15 protein-coding genes are annotated in these 12,437 nt (G+C 61.5%); 2 read left to right on the top strand and 13 right to left on the bottom strand.

Annotation, left to right across the window (positions count from 1 at the left end):
* Positions 1-50 precede the first annotated feature (50 nt).
* Entirely contained in the window at positions 51-278 is a 228-nt protein-coding gene (ligD, locus tag KOL99_RS12275; RefSeq protein ID WP_216510751.1) for a non-homologous end-joining DNA ligase LigD, read from the bottom strand.
* A 139-nt stretch (positions 279-417) separates the two neighbouring features.
* Positions 418-1,203 carry a dienelactone hydrolase family protein gene (locus KOL99_RS12270; RefSeq protein ID WP_216510750.1) on the bottom strand — a complete coding sequence of 262 codons (786 nt, stop codon included), beginning with the start codon at positions 1,201-1,203 and terminating at the stop codon, positions 418-420.
* 254 nt (positions 1,204-1,457) lie between these two features.
* Here KOL99_RS12270 and KOL99_RS12265 point away from each other — a divergent pair, with 254 nt between their 5' ends.
* Positions 1,458-2,126 carry a hypothetical protein gene (locus KOL99_RS12265; RefSeq protein WP_216510749.1) on the top strand — a complete coding sequence of 223 codons (669 nt, stop codon included), beginning with the start codon at positions 1,458-1,460 and terminating at the stop codon, positions 2,124-2,126.
* On the opposite strand, the gene KOL99_RS12260 is transcribed toward KOL99_RS12265, so the two are convergent.
* From KOL99_RS12260 to KOL99_RS12235, 6 genes are all read right to left on the bottom strand, one after another.
* The gene (locus KOL99_RS12260; protein ID WP_216510748.1) at positions 2,123-2,539 is read right to left on the bottom strand and encodes a hypothetical protein; all 417 of its coding nucleotides are present in this window, start codon (positions 2,537-2,539) and stop codon (positions 2,123-2,125) included. The genes KOL99_RS12265 and KOL99_RS12260 overlap by 4 nt on opposite strands.
* A 19-nt stretch (positions 2,540-2,558) precedes the next feature.
* Complete coding sequence (locus KOL99_RS12255) at positions 2,559-3,038, bottom strand: YehS family protein (protein WP_216510747.1); 480 nt, start codon at positions 3,036-3,038, stop codon at positions 2,559-2,561.
* 153 nt (positions 3,039-3,191) lie between these two features.
* The gene (ftsH, locus tag KOL99_RS12250; RefSeq protein ID WP_216510746.1) at positions 3,192-4,991 is read right to left on the bottom strand and encodes an ATP-dependent zinc metalloprotease FtsH; all 1,800 of its coding nucleotides are present in this window, start codon (positions 4,989-4,991) and stop codon (positions 3,192-3,194) included.
* Between the two features lie 400 nt (positions 4,992-5,391).
* Positions 5,392-6,249: an NAD(P)-dependent oxidoreductase gene (locus tag KOL99_RS12245; protein ID WP_216510745.1), complete on the bottom strand. Its 858-nt coding sequence runs from the start codon at positions 6,247-6,249 to the stop codon at positions 5,392-5,394.
* Positions 6,250-6,356: 107 nt separating this feature from the next.
* Positions 6,357-7,013, bottom strand: a complete 657-nt coding sequence (locus KOL99_RS12240) for an endonuclease III domain-containing protein (protein ID WP_216510744.1) — start codon at positions 7,011-7,013, stop codon at positions 6,357-6,359.
* A gap of 1 nt (position 7,014) precedes the next feature.
* Complete coding sequence (locus KOL99_RS12235) at positions 7,015-7,239, bottom strand: hypothetical protein (RefSeq protein ID WP_216510743.1); 225 nt, start codon at positions 7,237-7,239, stop codon at positions 7,015-7,017.
* 141 nt (positions 7,240-7,380) lie between these two features.
* Here KOL99_RS12235 and KOL99_RS12230 point away from each other — a divergent pair, with 141 nt between their 5' ends.
* On the top strand, positions 7,381-8,238 hold the full coding sequence (locus tag KOL99_RS12230; protein ID WP_216510742.1) for a PHP domain-containing protein: 858 nt from the start codon (positions 7,381-7,383) through the stop codon (positions 8,236-8,238).
* 125 nt (positions 8,239-8,363) lie between these two features.
* Here the strand turns inward: KOL99_RS12230 and KOL99_RS12225 are convergent, their stop codons facing one another.
* From KOL99_RS12225 to KOL99_RS12205, 5 genes are all read right to left on the bottom strand, one after another.
* Positions 8,364-9,185, bottom strand: coding sequence for a cytidylate kinase family protein (locus KOL99_RS12225; protein WP_216510741.1), 822 nt, complete (start codon positions 9,183-9,185; stop codon positions 8,364-8,366).
* Between the two features lie 168 nt (positions 9,186-9,353).
* Positions 9,354-9,890, bottom strand: a complete 537-nt coding sequence (gene rbr, locus KOL99_RS12220) for a rubrerythrin (RefSeq protein WP_216510740.1) — start codon at positions 9,888-9,890, stop codon at positions 9,354-9,356.
* A gap of 52 nt (positions 9,891-9,942) precedes the next feature.
* On the bottom strand, positions 9,943-10,623 hold the full coding sequence (locus tag KOL99_RS12215; protein WP_216510739.1) for an MgtC/SapB family protein: 681 nt from the start codon (positions 10,621-10,623) through the stop codon (positions 9,943-9,945).
* Positions 10,624-10,626: 3 nt separating this feature from the next.
* Complete coding sequence (locus KOL99_RS12210) at positions 10,627-11,520, bottom strand: GTP-binding protein (protein ID WP_216510738.1); 894 nt, start codon at positions 11,518-11,520, stop codon at positions 10,627-10,629.
* A gap of 16 nt (positions 11,521-11,536) precedes the next feature.
* A complete protein-coding gene (locus KOL99_RS12205) occupies positions 11,537-12,436 on the bottom strand; it encodes a hypothetical protein (RefSeq protein WP_216510737.1) in 900 nt (299 codons plus the stop codon).
* Position 12,437 lies beyond the last annotated feature (1 nt).

Here is a 12,437-nt window from a genome sequence, read left to right as displayed (position 1 = left end):
TGCTCCGGGAAAAGGAATTGCACAGGTATAACGCCGCGCGCGGTGGCAAGTCAAGCTCTCTCACCTGGCAACTTCTGTCGCAACTCGAAGCACCCCGGCCACGGCTCCCGCGGCAGTCCTGCGAGGCGCTCGTGGAGGTTGCGCAGGTCATAGGGAGCCGGCTTCGCCCCGGCGACCAGTTCCTCCCAGGTGGTCGGTGTGGCGACCGGCGCGCCGGGACGGGCCCGCAGGGAATAAGGCTCGGCGGCTCCGCGTCCAGGCTCCAGCCGTCGGACCAATATTGATTCGTCCCCTTGTCGCCCAGAAGCCGCTCCTGCCGTCAGCGGCGGTGGGGCACCGGTGGCTGGGCAAATGATTATTTGCCCCTATAGCGCCCGGAGGACAAGGCGCTGGAGCGCCACCGGTGACCGACACAGGTCAGCGAGTTGCGAAGATCTCGTTGAAGAATATCTTCATGGCCTCGAACGACCGCCGGTCGGCTTTCTCGTTGTAGGCGGCCCCTTTGCTGTTGTCATTGCCGGACTTGGGATTGGTGAAGCTGTGCACCGCGTTGCCGTACAGGTTCATCTGCCAGTCCACCCTGGCGTCGCGCATCTCCTTCTGGAACGCGGCCACCTCATCCGGCTTCACGTACGGGTCGTCGGCCCCATGCAGCGCGAGCACCTTGCCGCGTATGTTCCTCGCGTCCGCTGGATTGGGCGTGCTGAGACCGCCGTGGAAGCTCACCGTACCCAGAACGTCGGCGCCGCTTCTGGCCAACTCCAGCGCGGCCGTGCCACCGAAGCAGTATCCCATCACCGCCAGCCGCTTGGGATCGACCTGGGGTAGCCCGGTCAGCTTCTCCAGCCCCGCCGCCGCGCGCGCACGGATCAGGCTTCGGTCGTTGCCCCGGTACTTGGCCGCTTCCTTGGCGGCCTGCTCCGGACCGACCGGGCGCACCCCCTTCCCGTAAATGTCGGCGGCAAAGGCGACATACCCCAACTTGGCGAGTTGCTCGACACGCATCTTTTCATAAGGGCTCACGCCGGTCCACTCGTGGATGACGAGCACGCCGGGACGCTTCGCCTTGATGGCATCGTCATAGGCCAGGTATCCCTCCAGGACGGTGTCTCCCTGGCGGTACTCGACGTTATGGCCAACCACGGCGGCGCCAGCTCCTTGCGCCGCCAGCGTCATCATCAATGCTAAAAGGTACTTTTTCATGATCTCCCCCACGCTGCGGTTTGCCAATGAATAGGGTAAACGCAACTCTCATTGGACCCGTTGCTGACTCATTAACAGAAGAGCCAAGTACGGTCATTTTACCAAAATCCGGAGCCGGCGGCAGCGCCATCTTGGACCATTCGTTGTGAACGCCGCGCAGCCGGCAATGACGGATATTGTTCCGGCTGCCGCGTTGACACCAGCAGCACATTAAGTACAATCATCCAATCGCAATAGCATAACAGGAGCCTGTCATGAGACAACCGAACTCACGACGTTCCCTCGCCTGGCTGGAGGTACTCCTCATTGGGATATCTTTGTCAGGATGCTCGTCGTGGCGGGCCGGATGGCGGGAGGAAAATAGCGCCTCCCTGCAGACGGTCCAGGACGACCTGCGTTACGCGGAGCTAAAAACCCGCGACACGCGCAAGGCGCTGGATGACGTCAGGTTCGCCTACGAAGCCGACCTCCCCCGGGCGTATCGTGCGTTACGGGAGGAAGTGAACACCATGACCGGAGCGGGAGAGAGGCTGGTGCGGCACGCCAACGGGATGCACTACCAGGGAAACGCGTACCTGGTGGAGGCGGAGAAGTCCGCAGGCGAGTGTCGTTACCCACGGCTCTCACGGAGCGCCCGGATGCCACGCATGGAGTTGGGCGACGCCTTCGAGCCGATAGCCGAACTGGGGCAGGAGGTACAGCGCGCGTACCGCGCCTTTCAATTCGATATCGACGCCATAGAGGAACACCTGTCCCGGGAGTTGAGCGAGCAAGGGGTGAGGGATATGGCGATATTCATGCGCAGGAGCGAGGTGGACGGGGACAACCTCCTGTACGAGCTGGAAGCGGAACTGTCCGCGGTGGACAGGGCGCAGCGGGCGTACAGCGAAACTGCGCAGGGAAAAGCGGGGACGGCGCCCTAGAGCTTGCCCCTCTTGTCCGCGTCGAGGGGGAGCTGGCAGTGCAGGCACCTGCGCAGGTACAGCAGCGCCATCCCCTGCATGTGATAGTAGTTGCGGCAACGCGGGCAACGGGCGGTGGCGGAGTAGAACATGACGCAGAGCAGCACGGCGAACCAGGCGAAAAACACCGGCATCGAGCCGCTGAAGGAGTGGGTAATCTTCTGGGTCAGGTACATGGTGGGGAGATAAACGATGAGGACGATCCAGAGACACCAGCGCCGCTTGCGTACCGCGGCCAAACCGCTGGCGATGACAGCCGGGTCCATGGCTGCGACGGTCTCTTCACCTTCGCCCGTGCTGGAAGCTCCGGCTGGTTTGGAAGCTTCGGCAGTTTCGGCCGCGACGGCGGCCCCTTCGACTTCGTGACGGTCCAAGCGAACCTCCCTTCAGCCTTTAATTCTCGGCACCTTCCCGATATTTGATGGTGAGTCCCTTGAGAAAGTTCCGCAGCATCTGGTCGCCGCAGGATTTGTAGTTCTCCTGCCCCTTGGCGCGGAACACCGCGCTCAGCTCCGACTTGGAGACGGGGAACTTGGCCAGCTTGAAGATCGCCAGCATATCGTCCTCTTTCAGGCTCAACGCGATGCGGATCTTCTTGAGAATGTCGTTGTTGGTCAGTTGCTCCGGGGACGGTGCCGCCTTGTCATCGGCCCCTTCGCGCTTGCCCCGCCTCAACGCGATCACTCCGTCCAGAAACGCCTGCAGCACCTCGTCGCCGCACTCGCGGAACCCTTCCTCGTCGTCCTTCTTGACCAAGCTCGTGATGTCCGCCTGCCCCATCTTCATGCCCGAAAGTCGGAAAGCCTCGACAACAGCCTGGTTGTTGAGGTTCAGCGCGTAGCGCAGTCTGCGGAAGACGTCGTTATTGGTCATGGGGTGCTCCTCTGCTCGAATCGGCCTGGGCCAGGCTCTTTCATAACATCGATCGGCGGGACGGGCAAGCTTTTGCTGCTGGCGGGAAAAGTAAGGGGACCGGCGCCTTGCGAAGAGCGCCGGTCCCCAAGTGGTGTTTTCAGGCGGGAGTGGTCAGGCTGCGGCGGAGACGGGCTCGTCGCTGCCGTCGTCCCCGAACCCGAGGATCGCATCGATCTCGCCGGCGTCGAGGGTTTCCTTGACGACCAGCTCCCGGGTCAGCCGCTCCAGGGCATCCATGTTCTCGCTCAGCAGGGCCACCACGTCCGAATAGCAGCCGCTGACGATGGAGCGGATCTCGTTGTCGATCTCCCGCGCGGTAACGTCGCTGAAGCCTTTCTTGCCCCCCCCGCCGTTATCCGTGTTCTCGTTGTGGCCAAAGGCTACCGGCCCGAAGGCGCGCGACATGCCCCACTCGCTGACCATCTTGCGCGCGGTGTCAGTGGCCCGGGCCAGGTCGTTGCCCGCCCCCGTGGTGGTGGTGCTGTAGATGAGTTCCTCGGCCGCGCGTCCCCCCATGAGCACCTTGAGGTGGGCGACCAGCATCTCCTTGGTGTAGCAGTAGATGTCGTCCTCGGGAATCTGCACGGTCACCCCCATCGCCCGTCCCCGGGGGATGATGGTCACCTTGTGCACCGGGTCCGAACCCGGGGTCAGTTTCGCCACCAGCACGTGGCCCGCCTCGTGATAGGCGGTGGAAAGCTTCAGCTTGTCCGAGAGGACCATGGATTTCTTCTCGGCCCCCATGAGCACCTTGTCCTTGGCCAGGTCGAAATCGATCATCTCGACCGCGCCCTTGTTGCAACGCGCGGCGAGGATGGCGGCCTCGTTGACCACGTTGGCCAAGTCGGCGCCTGAGAAGCCGGGGGTGCCGCGGGCGATCACCATCAGGTCGACCTCGTCGTGCAGCGGGACGTTCTTCGCGTGCACCTTGAGGATGGCTTCACGCCCCCTGATATCGGGGCAGCCCACGGTGACCTGGCGGTCGAAACGCCCGGAGCGCAGCAGCGCCGCGTCGAGGATCTCGGGGCGGTTGGTGGCGGCCAGCACCACGATGCCCGAGTTCACCTCGAAGCCGTCCATCTCGACCAGCAACTGGTTTAGGGTCTGGTCGCGCTCGTCGCTGGCGCCGCCGCCGGCGGCTGCGTCGCGCTTGCGGCCGACCGCGTCGATCTCGTCGATGAAGACGATGCACGGCGCGGCCTTCTTCGCCTGCGCGAACAGGTCCCTCACCCGCGAGGCGCCCACGCCAACGTACATCTCGACGAACTCCGAGCCGGAGATGGAGAAGAAGGGAACGTCGGCCTCACCCGCGACCGCCCGAGCGATCAGGGTCTTGCCGGTTCCCGGAGGGCCCACGAGGAGCACGCCGGTCGGCATCTTGCCGCCAAGGGTGGAGAATTTCTCGGGGTCCTTCAGAAACTCGACCGTGTCCAGCAGTTCCGCCTTGGCCTCCTCGGCGCCCGCCACGTCGCTGAAACGGGTGGTGGATTCGGAGTTGTCGACCACGCGGGCACGGCTTCTCCCCATGCCGGTAAAACGCCTCAAGATGACAAACAGGAAGATGCCGATGGCGACCAGGAAGCCGATCTCGAACCAGTTGGGTCCGCCGGAAGGAGGTGTCGAGGAAAAGTCGACTTTCTTGGCGATAAGCAGATCGCCCAGGTAGGCGCCCGCCGGGAGAAAGAGGTTGAATTTCTCGCCGTTTTTGGCGTGGGCGGTGATCTCGTCGCCGACAATCCTCACTTTGGTTATGTTGCCGGCCGAAACTTTCTGGATGAAGGTGGTGTAGCTTATCTGCCTGCTAGTGTCCGCGTGTGATTGTTGCCAGGAATAGAAGCCGTAACCTGCGACGGCCAAAAAGCTCAAAGACAGACCCAACAACATAAGCTTCTTGTTTCTCGTGTTCCCCATAGTTCTCCCATTACTACCGTAGTAGTACTAATGTTACGGTCCAACAAATTCTATATACAGTCAATTGAAACGTAACAGTTAAATGTGCTTATCGTTTTACATGAGACAAATAATAATTAGCACCGGCTAAAAGCAATCGAACATGTTTTTTTACAAAATTGAATATCTATTTTTACTGCATCGCTAAGATTTTTGTACACACAATTTTTTTTCATACACATGAGATGAAGGAGAGCAATCGGGTGGAGATGCGGAAGGGATGGCGGGAGATTTATTTTTCGCAGCAGCGGGAGAGCAAAAGGCAAATCCCCCCTGTCCCCCTTCGCAAAGGGGGGCACGCGAACAAAAAAAAGAGGCACCTTTTGGGGTGCCTCTTTTGTCAACGGTGTCGGAACCGAGATTACTTGCGCAGCAGCTTGACGATGGCGGAGAAATCCTCCTCGCCCCGGCCGTCCTGGACGGCCTGATCGAAGATGGCGGAGACGGTCTTGGCGGCGGGGAGATCGAGTCCCAGTTTATCGGCCATTTCCAGTACGCGCCGCATCTGCGACTCGACGTACTTGAGCGCCAGGTTCCGGCTGAAGTCGCCGCGCGCGATGGAACGCCCTTTGGAGTGGAACAGCGGCGAGGCAACCCCGCCGGAGTCGAGCACCTCGAGGATCTTGTCAGGCTTGAAGCCCATCTTCTCGCCGAAAACGAGACCTTCGGACAGGGACTGCATCATCTCGGCCTGCAGCAGGTTCACGATCAGTTTCATGCGGGTGGCGTCGCCGATCTTGCCGATGTGGATGATGTTGAGGCCAAAATAGGAGAACGGCTCACGGCAACGGCCCAAAAGCGCCTCGTCGCCACCGGCCAGGATAGTGAGCAGACCGTTGGCCGCGTGCTCCTTGCTCCCCCAGACCGGCGCCTCCAGGAACATGACGCGACGCGCTTTCGCTTCCTCGGCCATGCGCTCGATGGTCTCCAGGCAGTGGGTGCCCATGTCGACCAGTATGGTGCCGGGATCGATCCCTTCCAGGACGCCGTTCTCGCCAAAGACCAGGTACTTGCTCTCCGGCACGATCACGATGACCAGGTCCTGCCCCTTGGCGGTCGCCATCGGCGAATCGCCGACTTTCACGCCCAGCTTGGCCAATTCAGCCATCGCATTTTCGTCTTGGTCAAACACCGTTAATTGATAGTCCGACTTGGCAAGGTTAGCTGCCATGTGAACACCGACGGTGCCCAGACCGACAAAACCTATCTTTTTAAGCATAATCCCCCCAGAGTGGCTGATGCTTTACACCAGCGGATAGCATTTTTGCTTAGCTCAAAAACTCAAGGCCCCATTATACTCAAAGAGCGAGTTTCTGCAACACTGTTTTATCTTGATTTGGTTACTGAGACCCTGTCGCAAAGATCTATCAACGGACAGGTTGAGCACCTCGGTGAAAGCGGAGTGCACTGGTTCTGCCCGAAAGTTACCAGAAGATCGTTGATTATGATCCAGTACTCGGCCGGCAGTTTCTCTCTCAGGGCGAATTCAGTCTGCTCCGGCGTGCGGGTTTTGACGTAGCCCCAGCGGTTGCAGATCCGGTGCACGTGGATGTCGACGCAGATACCGGGCTTGCCGAAACCAAGGGTAAGGACCAGGTTGGCGGTCTTGCGCCCCACCCCCTTGAACTTCAACAGCGACTCGAGGTCATCCGGGACAACTCCCCGGTACAGCCCGCACAACGAGCGCGAGATCTCGAGAATCTGCTCGGCCTTCACGCGGTAAAAGCCGACCGGGTAGATGGCGGCTTCGATCCGCTGCACGTCCAGGCGCACCATCTTTTCGGGGGAATCGGCCAGCGCGAAGAGACGTGCCGAAGCCTCGGCGGTAGTCTGGTCGCGGGTCCGCAGCGACAGGATGCAGGAGACCAGCACCTTGAACGGATCCTTACCCTGGGTGGCGACGATAGTCACCGCGGGACTTACCCACGCCTTGACCGCCTCGGTGAGGATCGCTATCGCCTGGTGGACCTGGTCGTCCCTCATGCTACAACCTGTTGGTGATCACACGCATTACCAGAACGCCCATGATGGAAGCAAGAAGCCCAACGCATACTAACAAGATGCCGATGCTGCGCCCCTCTCCCCAGCCAAGCAGGTCCTGGTTCTTCATGAACGCTATCAGCCCCAAACCTGTGAAAGTGAGAAGCCCCCCTATGATGAACGTCGACAGTGCGAATACCGCTCCTGCCATCCCCTTCGTCTTTGCCACACACACCTCTGTTCATCCTGAAAAAAGTAATGCTTCCTTATACAAGATGGCACTGGTCAAGGCAACTGCTAAGTGCGTCCTTAACGGTTGCACAAACGTGAGAAAACCCTATAATGACCTGATCAAAATCGAGGGAGATACATGAAAGAACTGGTAGACCTGCATTTGCACTCCACGTTTTCCGACGGGGTACGCACCCCGACGGAGTTGGTGGCTATGGCCAAAGGGCTCGGACTCAAAGCGATCGCGTTGGCTGACCACGACACGGTGGATGGCATCGATGAGGCACTCGCGGCAGGCGCTGCCGCCGGCGTGGAGGTACTTCCCGCCATCGAATTTTCCGTCGCGTACGACTCGTTCAAGGACGTCCACCTGCTCGGATACCTGCTCGATCACCACGATCCGCAATTGCACTCGATTCTCAAGGAGTTCCGTGACCGGCGGGAGGCCCGCGGCGAGGCGATCGTGGGACGGATCAACGAGAAGTTGACCACCGAAGGGAGAGCTCCCATCTCCAGCGCCGAGGCGGCCGCCCTGGCGGGCGGGGCACTGGGGCGCCCCCACATCGCCCAGGTCCTGATGGGCAAGGGGTACGTCCGCGACATGCAGGACGCCTTCGTGCGCTACCTGCTCCCCTGCGATGTCCCCAAGCGCTACTTCCCGATGGAAGAGGCACTGGCGACGGTGCAGAGGCTTGGCGGGGTGGCGGTGCTCGCTCATCCCACCACCATCACCAACGACCGCGACACGCTGAACCGCATCATCGACCAGCTCTGCGCCATGGGACTTGCCGGTGTCGAGGCCTTCAACAACGTCTGCAACGACCAGGAAAGCGCATTCCTCGTTGCCACCGCCGAGAAGAAGGGGCTGATCTGGACCGGCGGCTCCGATTATCACGGCATCGAGGAAGGAATCAACATGGGTACCGGCAAGGGGGGCATGGCCATCCCCTACAGCTGCGTGGAAGGCTTGAAGCGGGCGCAAAAACAAAGAAGCTAGAAAAGCAAAGGGGCCAGGGGCTAGGGGCGGGGGCTGGAAACACCGAATGGTTTCCGCCCCCCGCACCTACGCTCCCAGCCCCTTCTTATTTATCAGCGCTAGTCCCTAGTCCCTAGTCCCTGCCTCTAATCCTTCACCGGCTTGTAGCTCAGCACATCCAGCTCACTCTCGACGTCGGTGACACCCTCGACCGACCTGGCCAGTTCGACGGCCTCCTCGATCTCCTCCTCGCTCTGCACGTGGCCGGCCAGCGTGACCACGCCATCCTCACAGCTGATGCAGAACTTGAGCGCGCGGGCCAGCGACGACTTGAGCAGTTCGGCCTCGACCCTCTTGGCGACGATCAGGTCTTCAAGCAGCGCCATGGACTCATCCTCCCCTTCCTTGAGGCGGGAATCCTTGGACGCGGCGATGATCGACTCTATCATGGCATGCTGGCTGGAAGACTTGGTGTTGAAGATAAGGTCGTAGGCCAGCGGATCGTTCCAGTCGCGGTCGAAATAGAAATGGATGAAGCCGCCCAACTGGTGGTCGCTCCTCCTGATCAGCTCGCGGGCCAGGTCCGGATCGATCCATTCCCTCTCGGCGAACTTTTCCACCCGGTCTTCGAAGGGCGCAATGAAGCGGACCCTGAGCACGTTGGTCAGCACCTTGATGAGATCCTGCGCCCCCCTTCCGTAGAGGATCACGTTCCCCTTCTTGGCGCAGTCCAGCAGGATGAGCTCCATGGTGGCGAGATGCGCGGCTTGGAGGCGGTCTTCGGCGGTCCGATAGGACGGCGGCTTCTCGTCCACCCTTTCCAGGATCTCGGGGGTCAGGCCATACGCGGGGGCCAATTCCTCGATCTTTACCCGGTCTACGAGGGTGTACTTGAGCTTCTTTGCCAGTTCCTTGGCAATGGCGTAGGCGCCGGTACCCATCTCCCTGGAAATTGTGATGATTGCCATGCATGCCTCCTTTGCTAATGAGAAACCGCCGCATCATAGCACGTAAAGTCTGCCGTATACAAGGAATTTTGCTGTCTTGGATGAACTGCACGCAGCGTGGAGGCAGGCCAGACGGGGATGAAGCGGAACAGGGGCGAGGGAGAGCCGGCTCTCCCCCACCCCGGCAGGTTAGTAGTTTTCGGCGAGACGCTCGAAGTGCGCCTTGGGGTGATGGCAGACCGGACAGATGTCCGGCGCGGCGTTACCCTCGTGGATGTGGCCGCAATTACGGCACTTCCAGCTGGTGGGCGCGTCTTCCTGGAACACGGTTCCCTCCTCTATCGAGGCGAGCAAGGCCTTGTAGCGCTCCTGGTGCGCCTTCTCGATGGCGGCGATGCCGTCGAACATGGCCGCGATGGCGGTGAAACCCTCTTCACGGGCCTCCTTGGCCATGCGCGGGTACATGTCGACGAATTCGGCGTACTCGCCTGCCGCAGCCGCCTTCAGGTTGGTGATGGTGTCGCCGAGCCCGGAGAGCGCCTTGAAATGCAGCTTGGCATGCTCCTTCTCGTTCTCAGCCGTTTCGAGAAACAGTGCCGCGATCTGTTCGTACCCTTCCTTCTTGGCCACCGCCGCGTAGTAGGTGTACTTGTTGCGCGCCTGGGACTCGCCGGCGAACGCTTCCTGAAGGTTCTTCTCTGTCTTGCTTCCTTTAAGTTCCGCCATGCTCTGTTCTCCTTTCCTTTGTTACCTGCTCTAAAAAAGGGACTGCCCAGGATCAGTCGATTCCGATCCTCTTGACCCCTTCCACTACGCTCAGGCGCGCCATGAGGTCCGCCGAACTCGATTTTTTGGGCTGTTTAACCTGGAACTCGATGAATATGACACCGTGCTCGATGTCTTTCTGCAACTTGGCGTCCACCCTCTCGATCCCGGCGCCGCTGAGCGCCTGGTAGACGCGGGTGACGAAGTCGGCGCGGTCTTCTCCCCACACCTTGACCAGCACATAGGTATCGCGGGTGAGCCTCTTCTCCACCTCCTTGAGCAGCAGGAGGTTCGCCAGGGCCACCAGGGTGACGGAAACCGCGAGCCAGAAGAGGCCGATGCCGCAGGCGATGCCAAGGGCGGCGGCGACCCAGAGGCAGGCGGCGGTAGTGAGCCCGCGAATCGAGGCCCGCTCCCTAATGATGGCGCCCGCCCCGAGGAAACCGATGCCGGTGACCACCTGGGCGGCCACGCGCCCCGGGTCGACCCCGACCGGCCCGCCGGTGAAGTTGCCGAAGATGCGGTAGATCTCAATCGAGGTGAGGGTGAAAAGGCACGAGCCGAGCGAGACCAACAGGTGGGTCCGGAACCCGGCGGGACGGCCGTGGATCTCACGTTCAAGGCCGATCAGCCCGCCCAGGAACGAGGCGAGCAGCAACCGGCACAGCAGGTAGATATCGAAGTCGGGACCCAAGCGCTACTCCTCGGAAAGGCCGAGCGACAGGGTCAGTACCACGGTCTTCTCCTGGTCGCCGCTGCGGATGGTCAATGGCACCCGGATCAGATCGCCGGCCGCCACCGGGTCACCCGCTATCTCAAGTGACAGCGCCGCTTGCTTGGCCGCCGCCGGTGCGACCGGGGACCGCACGGCCGCCGGTGCGGCGCTCGGCTGAGTGGACGCGGGCGCTGCGGGGGGCGCTTCCGCGACGGGGCGTGCCGGAGCCGCGGCGGGTGCCGGGGGTTCCACCATCTGCTGCAGCCCTTCGCCGCTGGCTATGGCGTCGGTCCCATTGGCGCGCAGGCCGGTCAGGACGCTCTTCACCAGCGCCATGAGCCCCTGCAAGACCCCTTCGCCGCTCTGGCTGCTGGTCTTGAAGCTGACCAGGCGCGACGGGTTCAGCTGCCGTTCCAGCTCGGCAAGGGCCGCCGGGTCGGCGAGGTCGCTCTTGTTGTACTGGATGATGGTGGGGATGGTGGTCAGGGTCTGGCCGTACCCCTTCAGGTACTCGACCAGTTGCCCAAGCGCGGCCTGGTTGTCAGCCAGCCGCTGCGGCGCGGAATCCGCCACGAAGACCACCCCGTCGGCACCCTTCAGCACCATCTTCCAGGCCGCCGGGTCGACCAGCGGCCCCGAAACCGTGTAGAGGTGGAAGCGGACCCGGAACCCGTCCACGTTGCCGTCGCCGGGAGGGGTGAAGTCGAAGAACAGCATGCGGGCGCCCTGCACGCTCATCACCTTCAATGCGCCCCGGAACTCGGGCTTGAGTTTATTGAAGACGTGCCTGAGGCTGGTACCTTTACCTGCCTGACCGGGGCCGAAGAAGACTATCTTGGCGTTGATTTCACGCTTTGCCTGGTTCACCAGAGCCATTCGAGATCCCCCTGAATTACCTATTTTCCTTCTTGCTCAGCAAAATCTTGCGCGCCTGGTTCGCGATGATGGTGTTGATGTTCTTGCTTTTGGCGAGGTTGGCGAGATCCTTCTCCCCCAGGGTCCCCAAAAAGCGCAGCGCGTTGGGGAGGGGCGTCTTGTGGTTCTCCACCAACGCCTTCCTGATCTGGGCGTTCTTGATCCAATCCTTGTTGGCGCAGATGACGCGGATCACCTCGTCGTTCTGGATCTGGGACTTGACGATGGTGAGCACCTCTGATTCCGTCATGCGTGGATTCTTGATGGCCGCACCAGAGACCAGCTTGTTGTTGTCCTTGATCAGGAGGGCGCGCCACTCCTTGTCACCGGTCATGGCCATCTTGATCTTGTCGCTCACCCCCATCGACTGGGCCAACTGGTACTTGGACTGGTATTCCTCCTCGTCGATCGGCTCATCGTCGTCCGGCCCGGTGGTCTCGTCGACCTCCTCCAGGTCGTGTTCCTTGTGGGGCGCCGCGTGCGGCGGCGCGGCCTGGGGAGTCGCGGCGGCGAAGCCCTGCGCGTGCAAAAAGGCGGCGGCCTTGTCGCTCAGGTTCGGGTGCCCGGCAAGAAGGGGCGCGATATCGGGCTTCTTGCCGTGCAGTTGCACCAGGGCATCCAGGATCTGCGGGTGGAGCTCGCGGTCGGAGAGGATCCGTTCCAACTGCGTGCGATCGAGGGAGCGCAGCGTTCCCATCGCCTGCCGCTTCACCTCCTGGTCGGGATCATGACACAGGTAGTAAAGAAGCAGCACCAGGTCGCCCGGCGGAAGCGGCACCCGGCCGGAAGCGGCCAGCAGCCGGTTCTCCCTGGGCTTGTCGGCCCCCACGTACGGGGCCGCCGCCGCTGAAATCCTGAACGTTACCTTCGCTGACACG

The organism is Geomonas azotofigens (genome assembly GCF_018919395.1).
Lineage (GTDB): Bacteria > Desulfobacterota > Desulfuromonadia > Geobacterales > Geobacteraceae > Geomonas > Geomonas azotofigens.
This window is presented reverse-complemented; position numbering and strand designations above follow the sequence as displayed.

Excerpts from the sequence above, each read along its gene's own strand:
- KOL99_RS12270 (WP_216510750.1), bottom strand. The coding sequence starts at position 1,203 with ATGAAAAAGTACCTTTTAGCATTGATGATGACGCTGGCGGCGCAAGGA.
- KOL99_RS12240 (WP_216510744.1), bottom strand. The coding sequence starts at position 7,013 with ATGAGGGACGACCAGGTCCACCAGGCGATAGCGATCCTCACCGAGGCG.
- ftsH (WP_216510746.1), bottom strand. The coding sequence starts at position 4,991 with ATGGGGAACACGAGAAACAAGAAGCTTATGTTGTTGGGTCTGTCTTTG.
- KOL99_RS12245 (WP_216510745.1), bottom strand. The coding sequence starts at position 6,249 with ATGCTTAAAAAGATAGGTTTTGTCGGTCTGGGCACCGTCGGTGTTCAC.
- KOL99_RS12225 (WP_216510741.1), bottom strand. The coding sequence starts at position 9,185 with ATGGCAATCATCACAATTTCCAGGGAGATGGGTACCGGCGCCTACGCC.
- KOL99_RS12265 (WP_216510749.1), top strand. The coding sequence starts at position 1,458 with ATGAGACAACCGAACTCACGACGTTCCCTCGCCTGGCTGGAGGTACTC.
- rbr (WP_216510740.1), bottom strand. The coding sequence starts at position 9,890 with ATGGCGGAACTTAAAGGAAGCAAGACAGAGAAGAACCTTCAGGAAGCG.
- KOL99_RS12210 (WP_216510738.1), bottom strand. The coding sequence starts at position 11,520 with ATGGCTCTGGTGAACCAGGCAAAGCGTGAAATCAACGCCAAGATAGTC.
- KOL99_RS12255 (WP_216510747.1), bottom strand. The coding sequence starts at position 3,038 with ATGACCAATAACGACGTCTTCCGCAGACTGCGCTACGCGCTGAACCTC.
- KOL99_RS12230 (WP_216510742.1), top strand. The coding sequence starts at position 7,381 with ATGAAAGAACTGGTAGACCTGCATTTGCACTCCACGTTTTCCGACGGG.